The sequence below is a fragment of the Nitrosomonas sp. Nm84 genome, assembly GCF_003201565.1.
GTDB lineage: Bacteria > Pseudomonadota > Gammaproteobacteria > Burkholderiales > Nitrosomonadaceae > Nitrosomonas.
Window position 1 is genome coordinate 172,889 of sequence record NZ_QJJP01000001.1, and the last position, 25,782, is coordinate 198,670.

22 protein-coding genes and 2 tRNA genes are annotated in these 25,782 nt (G+C 43.5%); 6 read left to right on the forward strand and 18 right to left on the reverse strand.

Annotated features, from left to right (window positions below; translation table 11 throughout):
• Window positions 1-2 precede the first annotated feature (2 nt).
• Window positions 3-494, forward strand: coding sequence for a peptidylprolyl isomerase (locus C8R34_RS00855; protein ID WP_110336907.1), 492 nt, complete (start codon window positions 3-5; stop codon window positions 492-494).
• A gap of 157 nt (window positions 495-651) precedes the next feature.
• Here C8R34_RS00855 and C8R34_RS00860 read toward each other — a convergent pair whose 3' ends face one another.
• The 16 genes from C8R34_RS00860 to C8R34_RS00935 all read right to left on the reverse strand — a co-directional run bounded on the left by C8R34_RS00860 (window position 652) and on the right by C8R34_RS00935 (window position 19,067).
• Window positions 652-1,827: an O-succinylhomoserine sulfhydrylase gene (locus tag C8R34_RS00860; protein ID WP_110336909.1), complete on the reverse strand. Its 1,176-nt coding sequence runs from the start codon at window positions 1,825-1,827 to the stop codon at window positions 652-654.
• Between the two features lie 90 nt (window positions 1,828-1,917).
• A complete protein-coding gene (gene purF, locus C8R34_RS00865) occupies window positions 1,918-3,438 on the reverse strand; it encodes an amidophosphoribosyltransferase (protein ID WP_110336911.1) in 1,521 nt (506 codons plus the stop codon).
• Between the two features lie 136 nt (window positions 3,439-3,574).
• Window positions 3,575-4,072 carry a CvpA family protein gene (locus C8R34_RS00870; protein WP_110336913.1) on the reverse strand — a complete coding sequence of 166 codons (498 nt, stop codon included), beginning with the start codon at window positions 4,070-4,072 and terminating at the stop codon, window positions 3,575-3,577.
• 17 nt (window positions 4,073-4,089) lie between these two features.
• A complete protein-coding gene (locus tag C8R34_RS00875) occupies window positions 4,090-4,782 on the reverse strand; it encodes an SPOR domain-containing protein (RefSeq protein WP_110336915.1) in 693 nt (230 codons plus the stop codon).
• A 24-nt stretch (window positions 4,783-4,806) separates the two neighbouring features.
• Complete coding sequence (folC, locus tag C8R34_RS00880) at window positions 4,807-6,102, reverse strand: bifunctional tetrahydrofolate synthase/dihydrofolate synthase (RefSeq protein ID WP_110336917.1); 1,296 nt, start codon at window positions 6,100-6,102, stop codon at window positions 4,807-4,809.
• A gap of 62 nt (window positions 6,103-6,164) precedes the next feature.
• On the reverse strand, window positions 6,165-7,034 hold the full coding sequence (gene accD / locus C8R34_RS00885; protein ID WP_110336919.1) for an acetyl-CoA carboxylase, carboxyltransferase subunit beta: 870 nt from the start codon (window positions 7,032-7,034) through the stop codon (window positions 6,165-6,167).
• 12 nt (window positions 7,035-7,046) lie between these two features.
• The gene (gene trpA, locus C8R34_RS00890) at window positions 7,047-7,871 is read right to left on the reverse strand and encodes a tryptophan synthase subunit alpha (RefSeq protein WP_110337134.1); all 825 of its coding nucleotides are present in this window, start codon (window positions 7,869-7,871) and stop codon (window positions 7,047-7,049) included.
• A gap of 131 nt (window positions 7,872-8,002) precedes the next feature.
• A complete protein-coding gene (gene trpB / locus C8R34_RS00895) occupies window positions 8,003-9,202 on the reverse strand; it encodes a tryptophan synthase subunit beta (RefSeq protein WP_110336921.1) in 1,200 nt (399 codons plus the stop codon).
• Complete coding sequence (locus C8R34_RS00900) at window positions 9,199-9,816, reverse strand: phosphoribosylanthranilate isomerase (protein ID WP_110336923.1); 618 nt, start codon at window positions 9,814-9,816, stop codon at window positions 9,199-9,201. Before C8R34_RS00900 ends, trpB begins: the two co-directional genes overlap by 4 nt.
• Window positions 9,817-9,842: 26 nt before the next feature.
• Entirely contained in the window at window positions 9,843-10,640 is a 798-nt protein-coding gene (truA, locus tag C8R34_RS00905) for a tRNA pseudouridine(38-40) synthase TruA (protein WP_110336925.1), read from the reverse strand.
• 64 nt (window positions 10,641-10,704) lie between these two features.
• Window positions 10,705-13,233, reverse strand: coding sequence for a FimV/HubP family polar landmark protein (locus C8R34_RS00910; protein ID WP_258364292.1), 2,529 nt, complete (start codon window positions 13,231-13,233; stop codon window positions 10,705-10,707).
• Window positions 13,234-13,426: 193 nt separating this feature from the next.
• Window positions 13,427-14,539 (reverse strand): aspartate-semialdehyde dehydrogenase, encoded by a 1,113-nt coding sequence (gene asd / locus C8R34_RS00915; protein WP_110336929.1) that lies wholly within the window; start codon window positions 14,537-14,539, stop codon window positions 13,427-13,429.
• Between the two features lie 155 nt (window positions 14,540-14,694).
• Window positions 14,695-15,756: a 3-isopropylmalate dehydrogenase gene (gene leuB / locus C8R34_RS00920; RefSeq protein WP_110336931.1), complete on the reverse strand. Its 1,062-nt coding sequence runs from the start codon at window positions 15,754-15,756 to the stop codon at window positions 14,695-14,697.
• Between the two features lie 26 nt (window positions 15,757-15,782).
• A complete protein-coding gene (gene leuD, locus C8R34_RS00925; protein ID WP_110336933.1) occupies window positions 15,783-16,421 on the reverse strand; it encodes a 3-isopropylmalate dehydratase small subunit in 639 nt (212 codons plus the stop codon).
• A 7-nt stretch (window positions 16,422-16,428) separates the two neighbouring features.
• A complete protein-coding gene (gene leuC, locus C8R34_RS00930; protein WP_110337136.1) occupies window positions 16,429-17,841 on the reverse strand; it encodes a 3-isopropylmalate dehydratase large subunit in 1,413 nt (470 codons plus the stop codon).
• 80 nt (window positions 17,842-17,921) lie between these two features.
• Entirely contained in the window at window positions 17,922-19,067 is a 1,146-nt protein-coding gene (locus tag C8R34_RS00935) for an MFS transporter (RefSeq protein WP_110336935.1), read from the reverse strand.
• A 374-nt stretch (window positions 19,068-19,441) separates the two neighbouring features.
• On the opposite strand from C8R34_RS00935, the gene C8R34_RS00940 reads away from it, so the two are divergent.
• The 3 genes from C8R34_RS00940 to C8R34_RS00955 all read left to right on the forward strand — a co-directional run bounded on the left by C8R34_RS00940 (window position 19,442) and on the right by C8R34_RS00955 (window position 22,182).
• Window positions 19,442-19,516 (forward strand) — tRNA-Gly (locus C8R34_RS00940).
• A gap of 112 nt (window positions 19,517-19,628) precedes the next feature.
• Window positions 19,629-19,702: transfer RNA gene (locus tag C8R34_RS00945), tRNA-Cys, on the forward strand.
• A 749-nt stretch (window positions 19,703-20,451) separates the two neighbouring features.
• Entirely contained in the window at window positions 20,452-22,182 is a 1,731-nt protein-coding gene (locus C8R34_RS00955) for a thiamine pyrophosphate-dependent enzyme (RefSeq protein WP_110336939.1), read from the forward strand.
• Window positions 22,183-22,456: 274 nt separating this feature from the next.
• Here C8R34_RS00955 and cheZ read toward each other — a convergent pair whose 3' ends face one another.
• On the reverse strand, window positions 22,457-23,206 hold the full coding sequence (gene cheZ, locus C8R34_RS00960; RefSeq protein WP_110336941.1) for a protein phosphatase CheZ: 750 nt from the start codon (window positions 23,204-23,206) through the stop codon (window positions 22,457-22,459).
• Between the two features lie 46 nt (window positions 23,207-23,252).
• On the reverse strand, window positions 23,253-23,654 hold the full coding sequence (gene cheY, locus C8R34_RS00965) for a chemotaxis response regulator CheY (RefSeq protein ID WP_110336943.1): 402 nt from the start codon (window positions 23,652-23,654) through the stop codon (window positions 23,253-23,255).
• An 817-nt stretch (window positions 23,655-24,471) separates the two neighbouring features.
• On the opposite strand from cheY, the gene C8R34_RS00975 reads away from it, so the two are divergent.
• The gene (locus tag C8R34_RS00975; protein ID WP_110336947.1) at window positions 24,472-25,155 is read left to right on the forward strand and encodes an OmpA family protein; all 684 of its coding nucleotides are present in this window, start codon (window positions 24,472-24,474) and stop codon (window positions 25,153-25,155) included.
• A 298-nt stretch (window positions 25,156-25,453) separates the two neighbouring features.
• Entirely contained in the window at window positions 25,454-25,744 is a 291-nt protein-coding gene (gene groES / locus C8R34_RS00980; protein ID WP_110336949.1) for a co-chaperone GroES, read from the forward strand.
• The last annotated feature ends 38 nt before the right edge of the window (window positions 25,745-25,782 follow it).

A 25,782-nucleotide genomic window follows, 5' to 3' on the forward strand; every position in this document is an offset into this window, starting at 1 on the left:
ATATGGTTAGATTACAAACCAATTTGGGGACAATTACACTTGAACTCGATAGCGACAAAGCACCTGAAACTGTACAGAATTTTCTAAACTACGTAACCAATGGATTTTATGACAACACACTGTTCCATCGCGTTATTGACGACTTTATGATTCAAGGTGGCGGGTTTGAGCCGGGAATGAAGCAAAAGAAAGCGCAGTCACCCATACAAAATGAAGCTGCTAATGGGCTAAAAAACGATGCCTATACTATCGCAATGGCGCGTACTGCAGATGTGCACTCAGCAACAGCACAATTTTTCATTAATGTAACCAACAATGGTTTCTTAAATTACAAATCATCATCCCCACAAGGCTATGGCTATTGCGTATTTGGAAAAGTAATTGAAGGCCAGGATGTAATCGATAAAATCAAGAAGGTCAAAACCGGAGATCATGCGGGCCATCAGAACGTTCCGCTTGACGATATCATCATCCAGAAAGCTGAAGTTATCTAGCAAACCACTGAAAAACTATTTGTGTTAACCGCTACGGTGTTCAAAACTGCTCATTGATCACGCATAAACTGTGCTTTCTCATCTGTTTTTGCGTGGCATCGGCGGCTCGTGCTCCTGAAAACGTTTTTCAACAAGCTAGCTCTCTAGAGATTCAAGGTTACGATAGCCCACGTGCCAAATCAGCTTGAAGATCTTGCACTGCTTCTAATCCTACTGCAATACGTAGCAATCCATCAGATATACCCGCAGCGTCGCGTGCTTCTTGACTGATACGCGCATGGGTTGTTGTTGCGGGATGGGTCAATGTACTTTTGGCATCCCCCAGATTGGCGGTTATCGAAATCAAACGGGTAGAATCAACAACGCGCCAAGCTGCGTCTCTACCACCCTTCACTTCAAACGTAACAATTCCTCCACCTGATTTCTGTTGACGTTTTGCCAACTCATGTTGCGGATGCGAAATCAACCCCGGGTAAAATACGCGTGTCACATTCGGTTGGGATTCAAGCCATTGCGCCATTTGCAGCGCGTGCGCCGAGTGTGTCTCCACACGTATTTTAAGTGTTTCGAGACCTTTCAATATAACCCAGGCATTGAATGCGCTCAGTGTTGGCCCCGCTGTACGCAAAAATCCATATATACCGCCATCCATCAGCAAGTCCTTATTACCCAGTACGGCTCCTCCCAGTACCCTACCTTGTCCATCGAGATATTTCGTCGCGGAATGAATAACGATATCAGCTCCCAACTCAAGCGGTTTCTGCAGGACGGGTGTACAGAAACAATTATCCACGACTAACCAACTATTTGCCTTCTTAGCAATTTTTGATAATTCGACAATATCGGAAATTTCCGTCAATGGATTGGAAGGTGTTTCCAGGAAAAAGAGCTTGGTGCTTGGTCTTACAGCAGCTTCCCATGAATTAACATCGGTAGCCGATACAAATGTTGTCTCAATATCAAATCTCTTTAATATGTTATTGAATAAATTTACCGTCGCACCGAATAAACTACGAGAAGCCACAATATGATCGCCTGCAGACAATAACCCCATGACGCAAGCAAGTATTGCCGACATACCGGAAGAAGTGGCTATACATGTTTCCGCGCCTTCGAATACGGCAAGCCGCTCTTCAAATGCGGTTACTGTTGGATTAGTAAATCGGGAATAAATATTACCAGGTTCATTTCCAGAAAAACGAGCTGCTGCTTGGGCGGCACTATCAAACACAAAGCTTGAAGTTAAATACATCGCCTCAGAATGTTCATTAAATTGACTGCGATGAATACCGGTATGAAGTGCAAGTGTTTCTGGCTGCAGATGATCTGACATATTGATTAGGTCTCAGCGATAACTAAAATTTTTGAATTGTGAAATCTTGTGCTATTTCATTACTACTGATCAAATTATTTCCAGTTAGAATTAATCAGAAATAACTAAACTTAAATCAAGTTGCGTATTCGATCTGGATTGCCCTAAAGAAGAATGCGCATTGCGTTGTAACTCAATGGCACGTAAGTATTCAGCGGTCACATCACCGGTAATGTAATTTCCATCGAAACAAGAAGTTTCGAAATTTTTGATAGACGGTGACATTTTTGAAACAGCGTGATTAAGTGCATCTAAGTCTTGAAAAACAAGATAATCCGCATCAATTTCGCGACAGATTTCCTCGGTATTGCGGTCTGTTGCAATCAATTCTTGGCGTGTGGGCATATCAATACCATACACATTAGGATACCTAACGGGTGGTGCCGCGGACGCAAAATAAATTTTATTTGCGCCTGCTTCGCGGGCCATCTGAACAATTTCTCGGCTGGTAGTACCACGTACAATTGAATCATCAACCAGTAACACGTTTTTACCACGAAACTCAATACTCATCGCATTTAATTTTTGCCGTACCGATTTACGTCGTTGCTGCTGACCCGGCATAATAAAAGTACGACCGACATAGCGATTCTTAACAAAGCCTTCCCGAAAATTAACGCCTAATTGATTAGCAAGTTGCAAAGCGCTGGGGCGACTTGAATCCGGTATTGGAATAACGACATCGATATCGAGGTGATGCATTGATTGCTTAATCTTCTCAGCGAGATGCTCGCCCATATTCAATCGCGTCTCATATACAGAAATACCATCAATGACTGAGTCAGGGCGGGCTAGATATACGTATTCAAAAATACAGGGATTCAACGAGTGTTTTGTTGCGCATTGCTTGCTGTAGAAATTTCCCGCTTCATCAATGAAAATTGCTTCACCCGGCGCTACATCACGAATAAGCTTGAAACCTAATGTATCCAAGGCGACACTTTCTGAAGCAATTAAATATTCATCACCCAACTCATTTTGAATACTACCGAATACTAAAGGCCGTATTCCATAAGGATCACGAAAAGCCAGTAACCCATAGCCAGCAATCATTGCGATCACAGAGTAAGCGCCTCTGCATCGTTTATGCACGCCGGCCACAGCAGTAAAAATCGTTTCAGGATCAAGTTGATAGTTACGCGCACTCGCCTGTAATTCATGCGCCAGAACATTCAACAATACTTCAGAATCTGAGTTGGTATTGACATGCCTCAGATCAGTCCTGAACAATTCTTGACTCAGTTGCTCAGCATTCGTTAAATTTCCATTGTGACCTAATACAATACCAAAAGGTGAATTCACATAAAAAGGCTGCGCCTCGGCGGAGGAACTTGCAGAACCTGCGGTAGGATAACGAACATGGCCGATGCCCATATTGCCGACAAGCGCGCGCATATTTCTTGTACGAAACACATCACGCACCAAACCACACCCTTTATGCATATGAAAAGTATTACCTTGTGCGGTCACTATACCGCTCGCATCCTGCCCACGATGTTGCAGCATTAGCAGGCCATCATAAAGCAATTGATTAGCTGGTGATTGTGCAACGATGCCGAGAATTCCACACATAGAAATACTCCGTAAATTCTGCTCTCTTCAGCCTAAGCATGAAATCCAAGACAAAAAATAAAAACGCTTTATAGAAAATAGTATTCTACAAGCAAATATATTTAAAACTTTCTAATAATTAATGATATTGAAAATCTTATTTTCTTTCGTAACTAATACGTTTTGATAGCTCATTAGGTAGCCAGGGCAAAACCTCCATTGCTATCGTTTCCAGGGGTCGACTTAAAACGGCTTGTTGCCAGAAAGTCTGATTGGGAATAGTCGTAAGTCCCGCCAGTAAAACTATTACCGTTACAATAATCAGCGCCCTTAAGAAACCAAATACAGAACCCAGTAACCGATCTATAAATCCTAGTCCGATGCCTTTAATCAATGCGGACAGCAACATTGTTATCAAAGCCGTTACAAGTAATACCGAAAGAAATGCCAAAACAAATGCAAGTGAGAATCTTAATGTCTCCTCAGCGATTTCAGCAGGAAGAAATTGCTCAAAATAAGGAGCGTAGGCTCCCGCAACTATAAACGCCACTACCCAACCTGCTACAGATAGCGTTTCCCGAACAAATCCTCTGATAATACTTAAAACAATTGATACAAGAAAAATTCCGAAAATGATGTAATCAAAAACGGTCATTATTTAATTAGCAATATCTATTTGGAAGTGATGACGCCATCAAATCCAAGTTTTTTTAACTTTTTTAATTCATTTTCAGCAATATTACGAGTCGCAAATGATCCAATTCGTACACGCGTTACTTCAGCATTACCGGTTTTAAGTGTTTCGGTATATGCTTTGAATCCGTTGAATATCAAATTCTCAACCTGTTGCTTAGCTTTTAATTGATCAGAAAATGCACCAAGCTGTATCACAAAACCTTTTGATACATCTGCAGTTGCTGTTGTGTCGGCACCGGTTGCGGTGCTTGTGCTCGCAGTATTTACAGCCACAGGTGTGCTTTTAGTTTCAGCTAAATGTCTGTTATCAATCTTCGGCTTAATGCCAGGAATCGGTGTACGTTTTCGCACGCCCAGCAATTCTGTTGTTTCTTCAATGTCCGACTGGTTAACTTTAGATTTATCTTGTAATTCAGATGAAGAGCCAAACTCGGACGTTTCATGTCCGGTTAGCTCTTCTTTTGGTGGCAATACAGCATTCGTTCTGGCATTTTTACTCGGTGTTGGTAAATTAATCGCAATTTCATGCTGCTCATTTTCAAGTTTAGGCTCATCAAAGATGATTGGCAGCACAATTACAGAGAAGATTACTAAAACAATTGCACCAACCAAGCGCCGTCTGGCCCGTTTTCTTAGTAGCAGTTCTTCTTCACTGATATTTTTAGTCATTTGAAATATCCGATTATCGCTTACTCAAAGCGTGTTCACGTACCGCAACACGTCACTCACCGTATAGAAAGATCCAAATACGCAAATTCTATCATTTTTAGTCGCTTGTTCACAGGCAAAAACAAACGCCGTCACACAATCTGGAAATTGATGAACGTGCCATTCATCACTTGAAATGCCCGCTTTATGAAGCTCATTGATCAAATAATCTGCTGTAGCGGCGCGCGAAGAATGGGGCGTTGATACCAGCCAGCAATCAATATCATTTTTTAATTGCTGAATAACACCATGAATATCTTTATCTTGCAGCATGGCAAATACCGCATAAGTCCGCCCAATCGGCTTCGTAGCGGCCAAATTTTTAGACAAAACTGAAGCCGCGCTGGGATTATGTGCCACGTCCAGAATGATCATCGGTTGCGTTGAAACCATCTGAAATCTGCCAGGTATAACCGCTTCAATTAAGCCCTGACGCACATCCTGCATGCTGACAGGCAATAATTCATGCAGCGTATCCAATGCGGTCAGACAGGTACTCGCATTCTGCAATTGTTTCTCACCGCGTAAGGCAGGGAAAGGTAAAGAATGCCGCCACCCCTTCGGCCCCCAGAAATTCCACTGTGCATCTTGTTTTGAAAAACCAAATTGTTTCGTAAATTGAAAAAAATTGGCACCGGTATTCTCAATCTGCTGATGAACAGAGTCCGGCAAATCAATTTCCGCACAAATCGCCGGTTTATCTTTTCTAAAAATTGCAGCTTTCTCAAAACCTATTTTTTCTCGCGTATCTCCAAGATAATCAACATGATCAAGGTCAATGCTGGTTAAAATTGCGCAATCAGCATCAAAAATATTCACAGCATCGAGGCGACCGCCCAGACCAACTTCTAAAATCGCCACATCAACACGCGCCTGAACAAACAAATCCACAGCAGCCAGGGTACCAAATTCAAAAAAAGTTAATGACGTATGACAATCTTTTCTAGCAGCATCTATTCGCTCAAATGCATGGCAGAGCGTTTTATCGTCAATTTCTTTTTTATCAATCCGGATGCGCTCGTTATAGCGCAGTAAATGCGGTGAAGTATAACAACCTACTGTATAGCCAGCACAATGGAGTATCGATTCCAACATTGTGCAAACCGAACCTTTACCATTGGTACCTCCCACCATGATGATCGGAAATTCGGGCATTAATCCAAGTGCCAATCGAACTTGATTCACACGTTCCAATCCCATTTCGATGGTTTTTGGGTGAAGCGCTTCAAGATAAACCAACCAATCAGCGAGCGAATCAGGTTCTCTAGTTGGTGCATCCATTTAATATGAATGATTACTCATTGATAAATGGCAAAAAAATGTTAGGTAATTTAATATTGGAACTAAGATGCAGGTGCAGGAATACGCATCAATTGCGTACAAAGATTAACGATTTTATCGCGCATTTGCCGTCGATCTACGATCATATCGATCGCGCCATGCTGCAATAGAAACTCAGCACGCTGGAAACCTTCCGGAAGCGTTTGCCGGACTGTCTGTTCAATAACGCGCGGACCGGCAAAACCAATCAGTGCACCAGGTTCCGCGATGACTACATCGCCAATAAAAGCAAAACTCGCTGAAACACCGCCCATCGTTGGATCCGTCAAAACCGATATAAAAGGCAATTTGTTATGGCTTAATTGTGTCAAAGCAGCGGTTGTTTTAGCCATTTGCATCAGTGAAAACAAACCTTCTTGCATGCGTGCACCACCGCTGGCGCTAAAGCAAACGAAAGGCAAATGCTGGTCAATACAGGCTTTAACACCACGTATAAAACGCTCGCCCACCACAGAACCCATGGAACCGCCCATAAAACCAAATTCAAACACTGCAGCAACGACAGGAATTGTCTTGATAGTTCCTTGCATGACCACCAAAGAATCGCTTTCATCAGTACTTTCTTTTGCTTGCGTCAAGCGATCCACGTAACGCTTGCTATCTTTGAATTTCAACACATCAGTGGCAATCACTTCGGCACCAATCTCACGTCGATCTTTGGGATCAAGCAATTGATCAAGGCGACTTCTTGCAGAAATACGATTATGAAAACCACATTTCGGGCAGACGTTCAGGTTCTTGGCCAAATCCGTATAATATAGAACAGCTTCGCAAGTGCTGCATTTACTCCACAAGCCTTCCGGCACTATTTTCTTTTCACCGGCTTCTTTTCTTTTAATTTTTGGCGGAATGATATTCTGAAACCAACTCATAAGTGTTGCTTCCTAAGCTGTGGGTTGAGTATTACTTTCGTTGCCATCGATAGCTTTACGTAGCGAGTTCAGCAAGTTTCCAACATTATCCAACAGTTCTGCATCAGGAGATCTTTCAATTTCTTCAATGATACGGCTGCCAACTACTACCGCATCCGCCAAACCAGCCACTGCTTTGGCAGTTGCGCCATCGCGAATACCGAATCCGACACCAATCGGTAATGAAATATAATTGCGCAGCTGCGCCAACATTGTACTCACCTCTTGAAGATCAAGATGTGATGCACCCGTTACTCCTTTTAATGAAACATAATAAATATAGCCTTTGGCCATTTTCGCTACATGCTCAATACGCTGTTGAGGCGTTGTGGGAGACAGTAAAAAAATTGCATCAATCTCCTGTTGATCCAGACATTGCACCCACTTGCCTGATTCTTCAGGCGGATAATCAACGATTAAAACACCATCGACGCCACATTCTTTCGCTTTGATTGCAAACGCTGCATAACCCATTGCTTCAACAGGATTTGCATAGCCCATCAAAACCACGGGGGTATTCGTGTCTATTTTCCTAAATTCCGCCACCATGCCAAATACATCATTAAGACTGACGTCATGTTTTAAAGCACGCTCTGAAGATCTTTGTATCGTTGGTCCGTCCGCCATCGGATCTGAAAAAGGCACACCCAGCTCAAGAATATCAGCACCCGATTGTACAAGCCGGTGCATCAGTTGTACGGTAATTCCCGGATTAGGATCACCCGCCGTAATAAATGGTATGAGCGCCTTGCGGTTTTGTTTTTTTAATGCGGCGAATGTCTTGGCAATACGATTCATTTTTTTAGTATCATCCTGTCCACTAAAAAAATTCAGGAAATTCTTAATACTATCTAGGCTCATCTCTCTATCCGATCTCGATTCTTTTCAGGAAATTAAATTATAAATAGCATTTATTATCTGTTAGGCTACTAAAGAGTTAAGCCGGACATTTGCGCAACAGTAGCCATATCCTTATCACCCCGACCGGACAGGTTAACCAGTAGCAGTTTATCTTTAGGCAAGGTCGGCGCATATTTGGCAGCATAAGCTAGTGCATGACTTGATTCTAACGCCGGCATGATACCTTCATAGCGACACAGTGTATGGAATGCCTCTAGTGCTTCATCATCAGTGATCGCGACATATTCAGCGCGCCCACAATCTTTAAGCCAGGCATGCTCGGGTCCCACCCCGGGATAATCAAGACCGGCTGAAATTGAATGTGTTTCAATAATTTGACCATTTTCATCCTGGATAAGGTAGGTGCGGTTTCCGTGTAAAATACCCGGCTTTCCCGTCGACAAGGTCGCCGCGTGTTGATTTGTATCAATGCCTTTTCCCGCAGCCTCCACGCCAATCAACCGAACACTGGCATCATCAATATACGGATAGAATAAGCCGATTGCATTGGATCCGCCACCGACACAGGCAATCAGCGCATCCGGTTGCCGATTAAAATCTTCTTGCATTTGCACTTTGGCTTCATTTCCAATAATCGCCTGGAAATCCCGCACCATCATGGGATAGGGATGCGGTCCAGCAACGGTTCCAATGATATAAAAAGTGCTTTCAACATTGGTAACCCAGTCACGCATCGCTTCGTTCAGTGCGTCTTTTAATGTTCGAGATCCCGATTCCACCGGCACGACGGTCGCCCCCAAAAGCTTCATGCGATAGACATTGGTGGCTTGGCGCCTCACGTCTTCAGAGCCCATATAAACAACGCATTCCATGCCATAGCGTGCCGCTACCGTAGCGCTGGCTACGCCATGCTGGCCCGCACCAGTTTCTGCAATGACACGCTTTTTACCCATGCGCCGTGCAAGCAACGCTTGCCCGATCGTATTGTTTATTTTATGTGCGCCAGTATGGTTCAAATCCTCACGCTTCAACAGTATTTGAGCGCCACCCAAGTGTTCAGACCATCTTTTAGCATGATAGATCGGACTGGGACGTCCCACATAGTGCTTTAATTCATAAGCAAACTCTGCCTGAAAATCAGGATCGTTACGATAGTGTTCATACTGCTTTTGTAAATCTTCCAGCGCAGCAATTAATGTTTCAGCAACAAAAATGCCTCCATAAGGACCAAAATGGCCATCTTTACTGGGAAGGTCATAAGCACTCACGATTGTCTAACTCCTTGCATGAAAGCAAAAATTTTTTCTTCATCTTTAATACCTTTCGAAGCTTCCACGCCACTTGAAACATCAACTGCCCACGGTTTGGTTTGTTTGATTGCCATTGCCACATTATGCGGATTTAAGCCACCGGAAAGTATAAGTGGCAGCGGCAGGTGCTGTGGAATCAATTGCCAATCAAATGCATGGCCTGTACCGCCGGGCATATCAGCAGCATACGTATCAAGCAATAATCCGCTCGCTGTATTATAGCGCTCGGCATATTGTAACAAATCCGTATCTTGTTTGACTCTAATCGCCTTAATATAAGGTTGGGAAAATTGACTGCAAAACTCCGGCGTTTCATTACCATGAAATTGCAGCAGATTTAATTTGGCCACTCGAGTGGTCTCTGCCACCCAAGCGGCATCTGGGTCAACATAAACACCGACAGTGCAAACAAAAGGCGGTATATGTGCCGCAATCCGGTGCGCTGAATCCGGATCAATATAGCGCGCGCTGTGCAGCCAGAAGACAAAACCGATTGCATCGACACCGCACTGAACCGCTATCTTTGCATCTTCATACCGTGTAATACCGCATACTTTCACGCGCACTGACATAATAACCAACAATTCTCTCTGTAAACTTAATGATATAAGGACATGCCCGGAATCAATGGAACTTCGGCCAATTCCGGCATGCACCAGTCGCCGTCATATTTCACACCAGCCAGATATAAGCCTGCAGCAGAGAAAGTCGGTGCTGCGTATGTTCGATCGCAATTTTCCAGCAATTCATACATCCATTCAGGAGGATACTTTCCTTTACCGATATAAACAAGGCAACCGATAATATTTCTTACCATATGCTGCAAAAATGCATTGGCACGTAAATCAAAAACGAAAAGATTCCCGTGACGGGTGATATGCAACTGCGTCATTGTTCGTATCGGGGATTTTGCTTGGCACTCGGCTGCCCGGAAAGCGGAAAAATCATGTTCGCCAATTAAAATATTCCCGGCGAATTGCATTCTCTCCAGCGCAAGCGGCAAATGATGCCACCCGACCTTATGATGATGGATGCCCGGTCTAGCCGGCTGGCTCAGCAACAAATACAGATATCGCCGCTCCACCGCACTATATCTCGCGTGAAACTTGTCTGATACTTCAGTCGCCCACAAAATAGCAATATCATTGGGCAAAAATGCATTGACACCGCGCACCCATGCAGTGAGAGGGCGATGCACCGAGGTGTCAAAATGGACTACTTGATACAATGCATGGACACCGGTATCGGTACGCCCGGCGGTAATGACACGAATTCTTTCTTTTGCTATCGCAGATAAAGCCGCTTCAAGTGCGTCTTGGATGGAGCAACTCTGCGGTTGACTCTGCCACCCGCAGTAGCGGCTGCCATCATACTCTAGGACAAGGGCTACGCGCACAAATTAAAAACTGTCGTTTCAAATTGCTGAATATCCCATGTCACTATGCAGAGAATGTTCATTATTACAAGCTCTTTAACAATTTTCTTGCCACTTTCTTTTGCTTTGTATCACCATCACGAATAACTTCTTCGAGCATTTCTTTGGCGCCTTCTTTATCGTCCATTTCCTGATAAGCCTTCGCCAAGTCCAATTTGGTTTCAATTTCCTGCCATTGCTCGCTTTTCTCGTTTGAATCCGATACTTGATTTTTCTTGTCAACTGAGTCCGAATCTTCGATATCCAGATCAATATCAGCCAAGCCAAGCTCCGGTACATGCGGTACTGGTTCCGACCGCTTGGTATTATCTGTAGATTCCTGATGCTGATCAAAATCCAAAGCTTCATCCATTAATTCAGATGTATTAGAATCATTATCCACCGATCTGGATTCAGCATTTATTTTAGGTATTTCGATTTCATTGGCAGATTCTTTCTCTGCCAGATCGATATCCGAATGCGTAGACTCAAACGCTATCGAGTTGTCTTTTTCCGATACTTTATCTTCAAAATCTATCGGATCCAAAGCATGTTTTGAATCGTCAAGATCAATCTCTAACTCATAATCTGAAGCGTTAATTTCTTGTTGTAAGCTTTCAGGACCATCTGATGATTCAATTTTATCTTCAGCATCATGAACCGCAGAAAGAGGTTGTTCTTTAACTACACCTTGCTCAATCTCATTCGCTTCATCCGTTAAATCAAATTCGATTTTATTCTCAGAGTCTTCAGAACTATAATTATCAATAAAATCAGTTGATTGATCTCTATCTTCTGAAAAATCCTCTTGCAAATTCAGATTGATTGCCGGATGATTTGATTGTGCGCCATCGGCCGATACTTCATTTCCATCCGATAACTCAGAAGCAAATCTAGTTTCTGACTCGGATTCCTTAATTTGCTCAGTATGCTCTTCGTAATCAGTCGAATCTTTATCAAATCTATCGCCATATCCTTCGCTTTCAGGATGAGAATTCATATTCTCATAGGTTAAATCATCCTTTTCATGCTCAGAAAACGTATGATCTATTTCAGTCGCAGGCATCGCCTGTGCAGCAGCCATTGAGGCCATCCTTGATTTCATCGCGGAAGAAAAATCAGTATTCTTTTCATCTAATTCATTTTCTTCTTCCGATTGATTACGGCGTTTTTTAAGATACAGCAACACGGCTAGCAATATTAAAATTGTCGCAGCGCCAATGTATTCAATATTCCCAACCATCTGATCGGTCAGCGAATCTCCTTCGGTTTCTTGCGGTGACTGCGGTTCCACGTTTGTTTTTATCGTTGTTTCATTTGCAGGCGGCGCTTCTTGCTCTGGTACTTGCGAAGCACTGATATCCGGTTTAGCTTCGCTTCCAGGTATAGCGCTAACAGTCTCTGCCGGGCGCACTTCCGGCTTGGCCTCAGCCTTGGCGCCAGCACCTGCTTTTATTTGCGCCTGTGCTAAGACGGAATCTTTCAATTCCAATAACTGTTTCAGATTATCGATACTCTTCTCCAGCATGGCTACACGCTCATTAGCTTCCTTCAACGCCAGATTTCGTGCAATGGCATCTTCTTCCATCATACGCAGGCGATCTACTAAAGCGGATTCAGGCATCTGACCATCTTTATCCGCTGGTTGAGCACCACTCGATAATCGCAATACTTCCTTGGCAGACTCACGAGTTGAAGACGATTTTTTATCGATACTTGTTGTAATCTTCCCTTGATCAGACTGCTGAATATTGGCAGATGGTGATTCACTATGGATTGCTGCTATTTTGCTTTGATAATTATGCCAATCCGCAACTTGCATTCTAATTTCAGTTCTTGCCGTTGATGCATCGATCGCCGCAGCCTCATTTTTTTCAGGTATTTTTAGCACCGCACCAACCCTGAGTAAATTCATATTGTTTGCAATGAAAGCATCACGGTTTGCACGATAGAGTGCCACCAGCATCTGATTAAGATCGACACCCGCGGGTAAAACTTGGCGTGCAATCGACGATAGCGTATCTCCCCGAATTACCGGTCCATAGGTGTCACTGGTTTGATTCGCAGAACGATTTGCTTGCTTAGACGAGCTTTTTTCGGGTCGATTCCTCTTACTATCAGGCGCTTTTTCTACATTTTTCTGAGCTGCATTTGCTACCGGATTCGGACTAACCTTGGGTGCAGCGATATCTTGTACATTGGCTTCAACTGGATCAAGCAAGACGGCATATTCACGTAATATGCGCCCTGAAGCCCAATTCAATTCCACCAATATATTTAGAAATGGATCATTAACAGCCTGAGGCGAAGCAAGTTTAACAAATGGACTGCCATCTGTTCTTGATTCTATCGAAACTCTAATCGTCGAGAAATTAGGCTCGTAATTAATGCCGGCTTGAGAAAAAGCTTCTCGAGTTGCAATACTGGCTTTTAGAGATGAAATTTCATCACGGTTGGCGGTAACAATATCGATTTCGGCACTCAACGGTTGCCCCAACGCTGAATTGAGTGTCAATTTACCGAGTCCCGCTGCATGGATAGCGGCCCAAGGTAACATCAGAATGATTACAAACAAACTTACTCTAAAAGAAGTTTTATACACTGAGATACCCCTTTAGTTCTTTGAAAATAAATACCAGCAGGCGAGCATTGTAAGATAATCACATAATGAGATTATGCTTGGAATCAGGTTAATTCATTTCAGAAAACCCTTGATCACCCATAACATGCTACCAACCAATTTGAAAAACTGGAGATTGTGAACACATTCAATGTTCAATCAGTATACGTAACATTCTTCGCAATGGCTCCGCAGCTCCCCATAGCAGCTGGTCGCCTACTGTAAAAACTGATAGATATTCCCCGCCCATCGCCAATTTGCGTAAGCGACCTACCGGTATCGATAACGACCCGGTTACGGCGGTAGGTGTTAATCTTGAAGTAGTTGCTCCTCGCTCATTAGGAACAACGTGTACCCAATCATTAGCACTGGCGATAATTTCTTCAATTTCATCCAGTGGTACATCTTGTTTTAATTTTATTGTCAAAGCTTGGCTATGGCATCGCATTGCGCCAACACGTACGCAGATTCCATCAACCGGTATCTGCCGATCACTTCTTCCAAGGATTTTATTAGTTTCCGCTTGGCCTTTCCATTCTTCACGACTCTGCCCATTGGCCACCTCTTTATCAATCCATGGAATCAGGCTTCCCGCCAATGGCACGCCAAAATTTTCTGTTGGAAATTTCTTATCGCGCAAAGTACCAGCTACCTCACGGTCAATATCCAGAATATTCGAAGCTGGGTCATCCAGTAAATCTTTTGCAACTCTATGGGCTTCACCCATTTGTTGCAACAACTCGCGCATGTTCTTGGCCCCAGCACCTGATGCAGCCTGATAGGTCATGGCGCTCATCCAGTCCACCATACCTTTTTCAAACAGACCGCCAACCGCCATCAGCATCAAACTTACCGTGCAATTGCCACCAATGTAATTTTTCACGCCATCATGCAATGCTTGTTTGATCACGGGCATATTGACCGGATCCAGTATGATAACGGCATCATCCTCCATGCGTAACGCTGATGCGGCATCTATCCAGTATCCTTGCCATCCGGATTGACGCAATTGTTTAATCACTTGATTCGTATAATCACCGCCCTGACACGAAATAATAACATCCATTGCGTTCAGCTGAGCGATGTCAAAGGCATCCATTAAGGGTGGAATTTCTTTACCAATTTCAGGACCTGTGCCACCTTTCTGAGATGTTGTAAAAAAAACAGGATCTATCAAAGAAAAATCTTCTTCTTCGCGCATTCTCTGTATTAACACGGAGCCGACCATTCCACGCCAACCAACAAAACCAACTTGTTTCATTGCTTTTCTCTTATCCTAAAATTGACAATCGGTTATCAAATAAAAAAACACCGCACAAATATTAGCTTACTTTGCAAATTGATAACAAATGATTAATACATGAAATTCACCTTAATTCTCTATCATTTCATGAAATTCGCTATTCGGAATACATTTCACATCATTGATAATACCGCATCACCCATCGCTGTTGTACCAACGGACTTCATATTCGGCTCATCAATATCCTTTGTTCTGTAACCTAGTGCCAGAACCTTCTTAACAGCATTTTCTATCTGTTGCGCTGCATCTTCCTGATTAAACGTGTAGCGTAACATCATGGCAACCGACAATATCGTAGCGAGCGGATTAGCCACATCCTTTCCGGCGATATCCGGTGCGGAGCCATGAATCGGCTCGTACAAACCTTTATTATTTTCATCCAGAGAAGCGGAAGGCAGCATTCCAATGGATCCCGTTAACATCGAGGCCTCATCAGATAAAATATCACCAAACATATTTCCGGTAACAATGACATCAAATTGCTTAGGATTGCGTACCAATTGCATTGCGGCGTTATCGACCAACATATGCGAGAGTATCACTTGCGGGTACTCTTTTGATACTTCGATCACGATATCGCGCCACAATTGCGTACATTCCAGCACATTCATTTTATCAACAGAACACAATTTGCCGTGCCGTTTGTTGGCTGCTTTAAAAGCAACATGTGCGATGCGCCGTATCTCTGCTTCGCTGTATATCATCGTATTAAATCCGACACGTTGTCCGTCACGCAGTTCAATGCCACGCGGCTCGCCGAAATAAATATCGCCAGTGAGCTCACGCACGATCATGATATCGAGGCCGGCAACTACGTCATATTTCAGGCTGGAGGCATTCGCCAGCTCCGGGTAGAGTATCGCCGGTCGCAAGTTGGCAAACAAATTAAGCGCCTTGCGAATAGCGAGCAAACCTCTTTCAGGGCGCTGCTGGCGCGGCAAATCATCATATTGCGGACCGCCCACAGCGCCTAACAAAACCGCATCCGCTTGACTGGCCAATCGATGCGTTGCTTCAGGATACGGCTCTCCGGTTGCATCGACCGCACAACCCCCAATCAATCCATATTCCAATTCAACAGCTAGGCCACCTGCTTTTAAAACATTCAGCACCCGCACAGCTTGTGCGATAATTTCCGGCCCGATGCCGTCGCCTGCTAAAACAGCAATTTTCATAATATCCTAACTTTCAGCGATGTCATTTACATGAACAGCCAAGGCTGCTCAGTGCGTCTCTTTTGTTCAAATTGCTTGATTTTCTCTGTATGTTGCAAGGTCAAACCAATCTCATCCAAACCGTTCACCAGACAATGTTTGCGGAAGGCATCGACAGTAAAGCCGAATGCTTCATTTTTAGGCGTAACGACAGTTTGTTTCTGCAGATCGACTGTAAGGCAGTATCCTGCGGTTGATTTTACTTCTTCAAACAAACGATCCAATACTGTCGCATCCAAAATGATCGGCAATAAGCCGATCTTAAAGCAATTGTTAAAAAATATGTCCGCAAAACTGGGAGCGATGATGACTCGAAAACCAAAATCCTGAAGCGACCAAGGCGCATGCTCCCGGCTCGATCCGCAACCAAAATTTGCACGTGCCAGCAATATCTGCGCACCTTGATAACGCGGTTGATTCAACACGAATTCCGGATTCGGTTGGCGTTTTATCGGATCCATTCCGGGTTCCCCGTGATCCAGGTAGCGCCACTCATCAAATAAATTTTGACCGAAACCCGAGCGCTTGATTGATTTAAGAAATTGTTTCGGAATGATGGCATCGGTATCGACATTTGCGCGATCCAGTGGCGCCACCAAACCAGTAACCGTATGAAATTTTTCCATTGATATGTTATCCGCCTATCTTACGCACATCGACAAAATGTCCGGCGATGGCAGCCGCCGCAGCCATTGCCGGGCTGACCAGATGCGTTCTGCCGCCAGGCCCTTGCCTGCCCTCAAAATTACGATTCGAGGTCGAAGCGCATCGTTCACCGGCTGTCAATCGATCATCATTCATAGCTAGACACATGGAACATCCGGGTTCGCGCCATTCAAATCCTGCTGCCAGAAAAATTTGATCCAGCCCTTCTTGTTCGGCTTGTTTCTTAACCAAGCCCGAACCAGGCACAACCAGCGCTTGTTTGATATTAACCGCAACATGTTTTCCTTTGACAACGTGCGCAGCTGCACGTAAATCTTCAATACGCGAATTAGTACAGGAACCGATGAATACCTTGTCGAGAGTAATCTGTTGAATCGGTGTATTTGCGTACAACCCCATGTAATTCAATGCTTGTTGCATATCATGGCGCTTCACTTCATCACTAATGAGAGCAGGATCGGGCACCGCACCATCGATCGTCGTCACCATTTCAGGCGACGTTCCCCAGGTTACCTGAGGTTTGATTTGCGCAGCATCTAAAACCACTGTTCGGTCAAAGATCGCATCGTTATCACTATGGAGTGTGCGCCAATAGGCAACCGCTCTACCCCATAATTCCCCTTGTGGCGCGAAAGGCCGTCCTTTGATGTAATCGATCGTTGTATCATCAACAGCCACCATACCGGCGCGCGCACCGGCTTCAATCGCCATATTACACAGCGTCATACGCCCTTCCATGGATAACGCACGAATGGCACTGCCCGAAAATTCAATCGCATAGCCTGTTCCACCCGCAGTACCAATTTCACCGATGATTGCCAAGGCGATATCCTTAGCGGTAATCCCCAGACCCAATTTGCCATCAACAGAAATGCGCATAGCTTTGGATTTCTTCATCAATAAACATTGCGTCGCCAATACATGTTCGACCTCTGAAGTGCCGATACCAAATGCCAAACAACCAAACGCACCGTGTGTACTGGTGTGTGAGTCGCCACAAACAACCGTCATGCCGGGCAATGTTGCACCTTGCTCAGGACCAATGACATGCACAATACCTTGACGCAGATCCTGCATCTTAAATTCGGTAATCCCCAATTCATCGCAATTCTGATCCAGCGTATCGACTTGTAAACGAGAAATGGGATCATGAATACCATGACTACGATCGGTTGTCGGCACGTTATGATCCGCAACCGCAAGAATGGAATCAAGGCGCCAAGGTTTCCTTCCAGCCAGCTTCAAACTTTCAAATGCTTGCGGACTGGTCACCTCGTGCACCAGATGGCGGTCAATATAGATCAACGTCATGCTGTCCGGCTCGGCAGATTCAGCATGCACTACATGTTGGTTCCAAAGCTTGTCGTATAGCGTTTGCATCATACAAATTTAAAATTGGGTTAATGCGCAATTATCCCATAAAGTTTACTGATTCAACAAACTCAGCACGTTATATTGTATTAATTATTGAACGATTTCATTTTCCATGCGATTAAAATCAACCCGATTGACGCTGCAACAGCGCTGATAAAGAAAGTCACATTCGCACCTAGCCAATCCCAGGTATATCCGCTAAATACCGATCCCAAAGCCCCTCCCAATCCATAAGCAATACCGGTATAAATCGCCTGACCTTTCGCTTGATGGCGGCCTTGAAAAAATTGATGGATCGCCATCATCGCCGCAATATGATGTGCACCATAAGTCGCTGCATGTAAAACCTGCGCAAGAATAATAATGATCGGCCATTCAACACCTTGCCCAATCATCAGAAATCGCAGGATAGCGCACGCGAAACTGAAAATTAAAATGTGCTTTAAACTAAAGTGCTGCATCAGCCACGGCATAATAAAAAAAATGGCAATTTCGCAAGCAACGCCGGCAGCCCACAATAATCCAACAAATCCTTTGTCATAGCCGTGCTCAACCAAATAAATTGAGAAAAACGTATAGTAAGCACCATGCGCAAACAACATCAAGAAACTGGAGAATAAAAAGGCCATCACTGCCGGATGCATGCAAATCTGCCTTACCGAATGAAGTCCGGTGGCATAATTGATAATTTCCTTTTCAGGAATTTGATAAGAAAAAATCACAATCCCAAGCTTGAGCGCCAGCACAATCCAAAGCAACCAACCAATCTCCACACTTTCCAAGAAATAGCCGATACCGATCACTGCAAAAACAAATCCAACCGAGCCCCATGAGCGAATACGTCCATATTTGTCAGTATAATCCCCCAAATGAGACAGCGTAATCGCTTCCATCAATGGCAAAGATGCACTCCAAAAGAAGCTCATTAACAGCATGACAAAAAATATCCAGGCGAAAGACTCGACCCAAAAAAATCCGCAGAAGCTTAAAAAGCCACTGACAGCGGCAACCTGAACTACTCGAACACGCTTGCCAGTATGATCTGCCAACCAGCCCCAAACAGCCGGGGAAAAAATACGCGTAACCAGCAGCAATGACATCAGCACGCCAATTTGCAGCGCATTAAATGACAGCGATTGCAGATATAGGCTCCAATACGGTGCAAATGCACCAACAAAAGCAAAATAAAAGAAATAAAAACCGGAAAGACGCCAATAAGGAAGTAAGTGCATAAAGTAAGCTAATTGACGCTGTAACGATAGAAAATTATAGCTTTTAGCGACGCTATGAAATAGAGAATTTAATTGAAAGCAAAAATCCTATAATATCAATTGGTTGATCAAAAGAAATACAAAATCACCGGTATCTCAAAATCATCATGACATTAATTTTACAAGAAACAAGAAAGTTATTTTGCACGATTAGCGGCAATAAAACGAGAGATTAAATCGATTCAATGCGATCATCTCTCTAGTAACATCAAACATCATTTGACCAATACTTGCAGCAAGAATTATCAACCGGCATTTCTTGACAAAACGTACAGCATCACTATAATCCACCCTTTGCTTACAAAGTGATCTAAGTCGCACAGGAACTTCATATTGCGGGAATAGCTCAGTGGTAGAGCACAACCTTGCCAAGGTTGGGGTCGCGAGTTCGAGCCTCGTTTCCCGCTCCATTTTTTACAAAAAATGGTTCTTATGAAATGTCTTTTGATAACCGGAAATCAAGTAGTCTCTCACAAGCTTTTTCCGTAAGATTTACAGCGCATATAGAAATTATGTACTCATGGCGGGGTGGCAGAGTGGTCATGCAGCGGCCTGCAAAGCCGTCTACGCCGGTTCGATTCCGACCCCCGCCTCCATCTCCCATTCCGTACGAATCCGAAGTAATCCATTAAACATAATACATAATAATTAAGCCGCTCTACAAGAAACTCCATTTCGTAGCAATCCAGAATAATCCGCTAGAAGCCAGTAAAAAGTGTGGTAGCTATTTTTCACACCCAAAGTTACCGCATTATTATAGCCTTGAAAGAATTACTGACAGACTTAGCCTGCAAGAATTCAGTTGTTGAAGATGCCAAAATACGTAAACTTCATGATGGCCAAGGGCTTGATCTTTAGGTTCATCAAGATGGACGCAAGTACTGGCGGTTACGCTATTAAGATCATTATGACCAGCTCCATCTTGACAGCACATATCAGAATCGCAAGTTCAAAGCAATCCAAGTTTTTTGTGACTACTCCGCCAATTCTGAATGTGCTATGTACGGTAACGAACAGAAAACCCAGCGTCTTTATTTTAATGTATTAAAGGTACAACTATGAGATATGTATTCATTTGCCACAGTTAAGCATTGACTATGAAATATAAAATGTTTCCGTCGATGTTTTGCGAAATATCTTTAACCAGTATATTTTAAGAATTGCATATACATTCAATTACTTATTGTTTCTATAGAGGATTTGTTTGAATCGGTGTATGAATAGCTGCATCATTTTTTGGAAAATCTATTTTTAAATAACTATCATGCGCGAGCATCTTGCATATTTCAATGCTCCTATTTGAGTTCTTATCAAGCTGTCGCACTTAAAAATTCAGGAGAATCGCATGGGTCTCACCGTTGCCGAACAATTGGTCGAAATGCTCAAGTCTGCTGGTATCCGTCGCATTTATGGCGTCACTGGTGATAGCCTGAATTTCTTCAACGACGCTCTACGTCGAGATGGCAGCATCGACTGGATTCACGTTCGCCATGAAGAAGCTGGTGCCTATGCTGCCATGGCTGAAGGTGTGCTTGGTGATATCGGGTGCTGTGCTGGCAGTTCCGGGCCGGGCCATGTCCATCTTATCAACGGTCTTTATGATGCTCATCGCTGGGGTGCACCCGTGTTGGCCCTGCCCTCGACCATTACCTCTGAGGATTACGGCACTGAGAGCTTTCAATCCACCGATCTTCGCATGTTCGACGGATGCAGTCATTACAATGAGGTGGCGACGACACCGCAGCAATTACCGCGAATGCTGCAACAGGCGCTTCAGCACGCATGGAATCGTAAAGGTGTAGGCATATGTGCTTTCCCTGGAGATCTGATGACATGTGACGCCGATGATGACGCACTGTGTACTGATTTGTATCGACCACAGCCGGTTATGGCTCCTTCCGATGCTGAAATTCAGCTATTGGCGGAATTGATCAATAGTTCCGATGACATCGGCATTTATGCAGGCATTGGCTGTGCTGATGCCCGTGCTGAGGTGATTGAGTTGGCTCGTCTTCTCAAGGCTCCGGTGGCTTATACGCTTAAGGCCAAGATGATGTTGGAATACGATAACCCTTACGCTGTAGGACTGACGGGTTTGCTGGGCAATAAGGCCGGTGCTCGCGCCATTACCGGAGGCAAGCTGCTGCTTATGCTAGGCAGCGATTTTCCTTGGAAGGAATTCCTAAATAGTCCAGCCAGAATTGTACAGATCGATACCAAACCAGAACGACTTGGTCGACGAGTTGCATTATACATGGGGCTGTGCGGTGATATTGGCCCCACGTTGCGGAAGTTGCTGCCATTAATCGATCCTAAGGTAGAAGATGTTTTTTTAAGTGCCTGTCTGACGGACTATGTCGAAGTGGAGGAAGATCTCCGTGCGCATGCTGCGGATCCCGGCGAGGAAAACTTGATTAAGCCTGAATTTGTCGCCGCGATGATTGATCGGCTAGCCGACGTTGACGCAATCTTCACTGCAGATACCGGCATGAGTACAGTATGGGCGGCACGCTATCTATACGGCACCGGGAAGCGCACATTGTTGGGTAGTTTTTCGCACGGATCTATGGCCAATGCGATGCCGCAATCTATCGGTGCTGCACTGCACTCACCCGAGCGTCAAGTCATCGCATTTTGTGGCGATGGAGGTATCTCGATGCTTATGGGAGATCTGGTGACGATTGCCCAGTATAAACTACCGATAAAACTGATCGTTTTTAATAATCGTAGTTTGGGTATGGTTGAACTGGAAATGCAGGTGGCCGGCCTGCCCGACTGGCAGACAAAAATGATCAATCCAGATTTTGCGATGGTGGCCGAAGCTTGTGGCATTCGAGGTTATTCGGTTACTAATCCCGCCAAGCTCGAAAATGTTCTTCAGGTAGCATTGCTACATAATGGCCCAGCGCTTGTAAATGTGTTCACTAACCCGCATGCTCCGACTCTGCCGCCGCACACTTCGGTCGGCGTAATGTCTCGTTATATACAATCACAGGCCAAGCTGGCGCTGGGAGGTCGGATGGACGAAGTCTGGGATGCGTTTAGGACAAATATCAAATATATCCGAGATCTGTGATATGCCAATTAAGTCACCTCTCAAGGCTGTTTAAAGCTTCAATCTTAGTGTGACGAAAAATACTTGTGAAGATTTTTGTGATCGTATCATTGATTATTTGGGATCTAACCGGCTGCGCGACTAATGGTTTTTCTAATCAGTCAGAACAAAACGAAACATGTGCTTTAGCAGGCAGGGCATTCATGTACTCCTGTATTAGTCAAAGATAACCCCAAGAGTCACCTTTTTATGAGAGAGACATAACGCATCTCAGTTTATCTTACCGGGTCCTGACTTAGAATCCAAGACTAGCTAGCAGATCATCAACTTGGTCTTGATTACACACCACATCACTTCTTTTTTCTGGGTTCGTTACTGGTCCGTTCATAAGACCGTCTTCTACAGGAATATTTTTCTTGGTCGAAACATTTGCGAGCAATAAATTTATCAAGTCTTTCTCCAAACTTTGTACCATATGCGCAATCTTTTTGATTACCTGGCCTGTCAGATCCTGAAAGTCCTGTGCCATCATGATTTCTAACAGCTGTGCATTTGTAGCGTTGGTTTTCTCAGGAATCCTATCTAGATAATGAAGTGTGTCAATTAATAATGCCTTGAATTTCTCAGTATCAGCGTTTGTCTGCTGTGTTTCGAGAGCATGCTTCCACCGTTCAGATAAATGAACTGCATCTGTTGATAGTTTTTCTTGAATAGGCATTGCAATTTCAGTTGCGTTGAGCGTACGTTCAGCAGCCTGCTCGGTTTTGCTAGCAACATAAGATAGCTTATCCTGTGCTTCGGGTACTTCGGATGCAATTGCTTCAAGGCGCTTATCATATCCTAGCTCACGTAAGCTATCATGCAAATTCCGAGTTAATTGCCCAATCTGATCAATGACTTTCCTATCGGTTACAATTAATTTATTTTCTTCCATATCTTTTATGGCAGATACGGGTGATGTATCAGTCAATTTGATCGATTTGAGGTTGGCTTTATCTTGAAACGCATCATCAGATTTTGCTTTTATAAGATGTTTTGTATTCATTTTGGACTCAATAGTTTGCTGTGAAAAGAAATAAACACTGCACCAATTAGGCGGATGCCTTACTTTCCATATTTTGGAAAATTTTGTTTAATTTTTCTTCAAGTGTTGCTGCCGTGAAAGGTTTTACGATATAACCACTTGCACCAGCCTGTGCAGCAGCCACGATGTTTTCTTTCTTGGCTTCAGCAGTAACCATAAGTACAGGAATCTTTCTTAATGCTTCGTTGGCGCGAACATTCTGAAGCATGGTTAATCCATCCATATTGGGCATGTTCCAATCCGATACAATAAAATCAAAATCACCATCCTGTAGTTTGCGCAAGGCGACTGCTCCATCCTCAGCCTCATCAACATTGACAAATCCAAGTTCTTTTAAAAGGTTGCGAACAATTCTACGCATGGTAGAAAAATCATCCACTACCAAGAATTTTAAATTTTTGTCAGGCATTTTTTTCTCCATAAATAAGCACTATTTTTATCAACTACCAGAGTCAATGAATCTTTGGTCACTCTTAGAAATTAGTTAACTGATTTGTGTATGTGGTTTTCTGTATGCTCTTTTTATCGACAATTGGTTGCCGAAGTTTAGACCAGGTTTATAAAATTATTCTGAAATATGGAGCAATAGACGCCCAACTGAATCGTCTCGGATTTTCCTGATTGATGTAATGTAATGGAGAGCTATAGTCAAATCTGGTGTATGGAGAATCAAGCGGCTCGCTGTTTTTGATCTCCACTAAGCTGGACACATTCTGCATTGCGATGTGCTGTCAAAAATGGAGTCCATCGGTTTATCGGATCCTGATTGCCGTTCATTACTGTGAATTAGAACCGTCCATCGCCATGTGGCGGCAACATGGTTGCAACGGTTCTTTTTTATTCGTGGCAAGCTTTAAATTTTCGGATTATTTGATACTGATTTAACGTGTAATGGGTTGGTCTTTTCTTTGTTTCAAATCACTTATCTCGGCGTTTCAAAATAATTGTCCGGAGTCATATGATTGGTCACGAAATTCCATGTAGAACTAACCATACCATCTAAAATTTCATATGAAATTTAAATTAAATTCTATACACTATTTTCAGTAACAAGGGTGAAATACCGGTAAATTCGCTGAAATTGACTGACTAGGCGCAACTTAAAACCTATAGTCATCCTCCAAGTGTCAAACTGAATAAAATCCATAGACATACTAAAAAATGAACTTATTATTAACTTAACTTCTGCTTCAACTCAACCCGCTATTATGAATAAGGAAATTTTTATGAAAACACGAACAATACTTATGATTCTGGCAATTACCGCAACATTAGGTGGTTGTGCAACAATGTCTGAGTCACAGCGCGGAACGGCTCAAGGATCTGCAATTGGTGCTGGTGCTGGTGCTGCGATTGGTGCACTCATCGGTGGTGGGAAAGGCGCTGCAATCGGCGCAGGCTCGGGAGCGTTACTAGGGGCAGGCGCGGGTTATTTATGGTCGAGAAAAATGGAAGAACAGAAACAGCAAATGGAAACTGCTACAGCGGGTACTGGCGTACAAGTTTCACAAACTGAAGACAATCGACTCAAACTAAATATTCCCAGTGATATCTCTTTTGATTCTGGCAAATCTGATATCAAATTAGGTTTTAAGCCGATTCTTGATAACTTCGCAGCAAGCCTGACTAATAATGCGAACACTATCATCACAATTGTAGGTCATACAGATAATACTGGCAGCGATACGATTAATAATCCCTTATCAGTTAATCGGGCTGCCAGCACACGCGATTATCTGGTTGGACGAGGTATATCCATTAATCGTATCCATATTGATGGTCGTGGTTCTCACGAACCAATTACATCAAATAACACACCAGAAGGAAGAGCAGAAAATCGCCGTGTAGAAATCTTTGTAACGGAGCAGCAAGCATCACCAGAGGCATCTCCCACATCACATAAACCCTAAGGATTTTAAGTCAAATGCCGCGCACCTGTTTTGTAATTTATTGCGTGAATCGACGCTGATTTAATTCCTAATGTTTCTTTTTTATTCCGGATTTATTTCCTTCCTTACATATACATAGAAAAATTCTGTATTTCCTGCTCTTGAAATTCTTAAGGATAGATCCTATTATTAGCACTCATAGTTAATGAGTGCTAATAATTCTTGTAATATTACAACTCTGATTGTTTCAGAAGTTCTTCAAATAAACAGCAAGCTATTGCATAAACTACGAATTATTAATTTAATAGGAGAAAACAGCATGAAAATTCGTCCTTTGCATGATCGTGTGATCGTTAAGCGATTAGAAGATGAGCGTAAAACTGCATCAGGTATTGTTATTCCAGACAGTGCAGCAGAGAAACCCGATCAAGGTGAGATTCTAGCAGTAGGAAAAGGTAAGGTTGGTGATGATGGAAAAGTTCGTTCACTAGAAGTTAAGGTTGGTGACAAGGTATTGTTTGGCAAATATGCTGGACAGTCTGTCAAGGTTCAAGGCGAGGAGCTTTTAGTGATGCGGGAAGAAGACATTATGGGTGTGGTTGAAGGTTAAGCGCATTGATCCAATTACTTACCAGAGACAATATTTTG

What these genes read in the sequence shown, in the direction of transcription:
- leuB (WP_110336931.1), bottom strand. Translation starts at nt 15,756, where the DNA reads ATGAAAATTGCTGTTTTAGCAGGCGACGGCATCGGGCCGGAAATTATC.
- C8R34_RS00875 (WP_110336915.1), bottom strand. Translation starts at nt 4,782, where the DNA reads ATGACTAAAAATATCAGTGAAGAAGAACTGCTACTAAGAAAACGGGCC.
- C8R34_RS00955 (WP_110336939.1), top strand. Translation starts at nt 20,452, where the DNA reads ATGGGTCTCACCGTTGCCGAACAATTGGTCGAAATGCTCAAGTCTGCT.
- C8R34_RS00860 (WP_110336909.1), bottom strand. Translation starts at nt 1,827, where the DNA reads ATGTCAGATCATCTGCAGCCAGAAACACTTGCACTTCATACCGGTATT.
- asd (WP_110336929.1), bottom strand. Translation starts at nt 14,539, where the DNA reads ATGAAACAAGTTGGTTTTGTTGGTTGGCGTGGAATGGTCGGCTCCGTG.
- accD (WP_110336919.1), bottom strand. Translation starts at nt 7,034, where the DNA reads ATGAGTTGGTTTCAGAATATCATTCCGCCAAAAATTAAAAGAAAAGAA.
- leuD (WP_110336933.1), bottom strand. Translation starts at nt 16,421, where the DNA reads ATGGAAAAATTTCATACGGTTACTGGTTTGGTGGCGCCACTGGATCGC.
- leuC (WP_110337136.1), bottom strand. Translation starts at nt 17,841, where the DNA reads ATGCAAACGCTATACGACAAGCTTTGGAACCAACATGTAGTGCATGCT.
- cheZ (WP_110336941.1), bottom strand. Translation starts at nt 23,206, where the DNA reads ATGAATACAAAACATCTTATAAAAGCAAAATCTGATGATGCGTTTCAA.
- purF (WP_110336911.1), bottom strand. Translation starts at nt 3,438, where the DNA reads ATGTGTGGAATTCTCGGCATCGTTGCACAATCACCAGCTAATCAATTG.
- C8R34_RS00855 (WP_110336907.1), top strand. Translation starts at nt 3, where the DNA reads ATGGTTAGATTACAAACCAATTTGGGGACAATTACACTTGAACTCGAT.
- C8R34_RS00870 (WP_110336913.1), bottom strand. Translation starts at nt 4,072, where the DNA reads ATGACCGTTTTTGATTACATCATTTTCGGAATTTTTCTTGTATCAATT.
- C8R34_RS00900 (WP_110336923.1), bottom strand. Translation starts at nt 9,816, where the DNA reads ATGTCAGTGCGCGTGAAAGTATGCGGTATTACACGGTATGAAGATGCA.
- trpA (WP_110337134.1), bottom strand. Translation starts at nt 7,871, where the DNA reads ATGAATCGTATTGCCAAGACATTCGCCGCATTAAAAAAACAAAACCGC.
- C8R34_RS00975 (WP_110336947.1), top strand. Translation starts at nt 24,472, where the DNA reads ATGAAAACACGAACAATACTTATGATTCTGGCAATTACCGCAACATTA.
- folC (WP_110336917.1), bottom strand. Translation starts at nt 6,102, where the DNA reads ATGGATGCACCAACTAGAGAACCTGATTCGCTCGCTGATTGGTTGGTT.
- cheY (WP_110336943.1), bottom strand. Translation starts at nt 23,654, where the DNA reads ATGCCTGACAAAAATTTAAAATTCTTGGTAGTGGATGATTTTTCTACC.
- C8R34_RS00935 (WP_110336935.1), bottom strand. Translation starts at nt 19,067, where the DNA reads ATGCACTTACTTCCTTATTGGCGTCTTTCCGGTTTTTATTTCTTTTAT.
- groES (WP_110336949.1), top strand. Translation starts at nt 25,454, where the DNA reads ATGAAAATTCGTCCTTTGCATGATCGTGTGATCGTTAAGCGATTAGAA.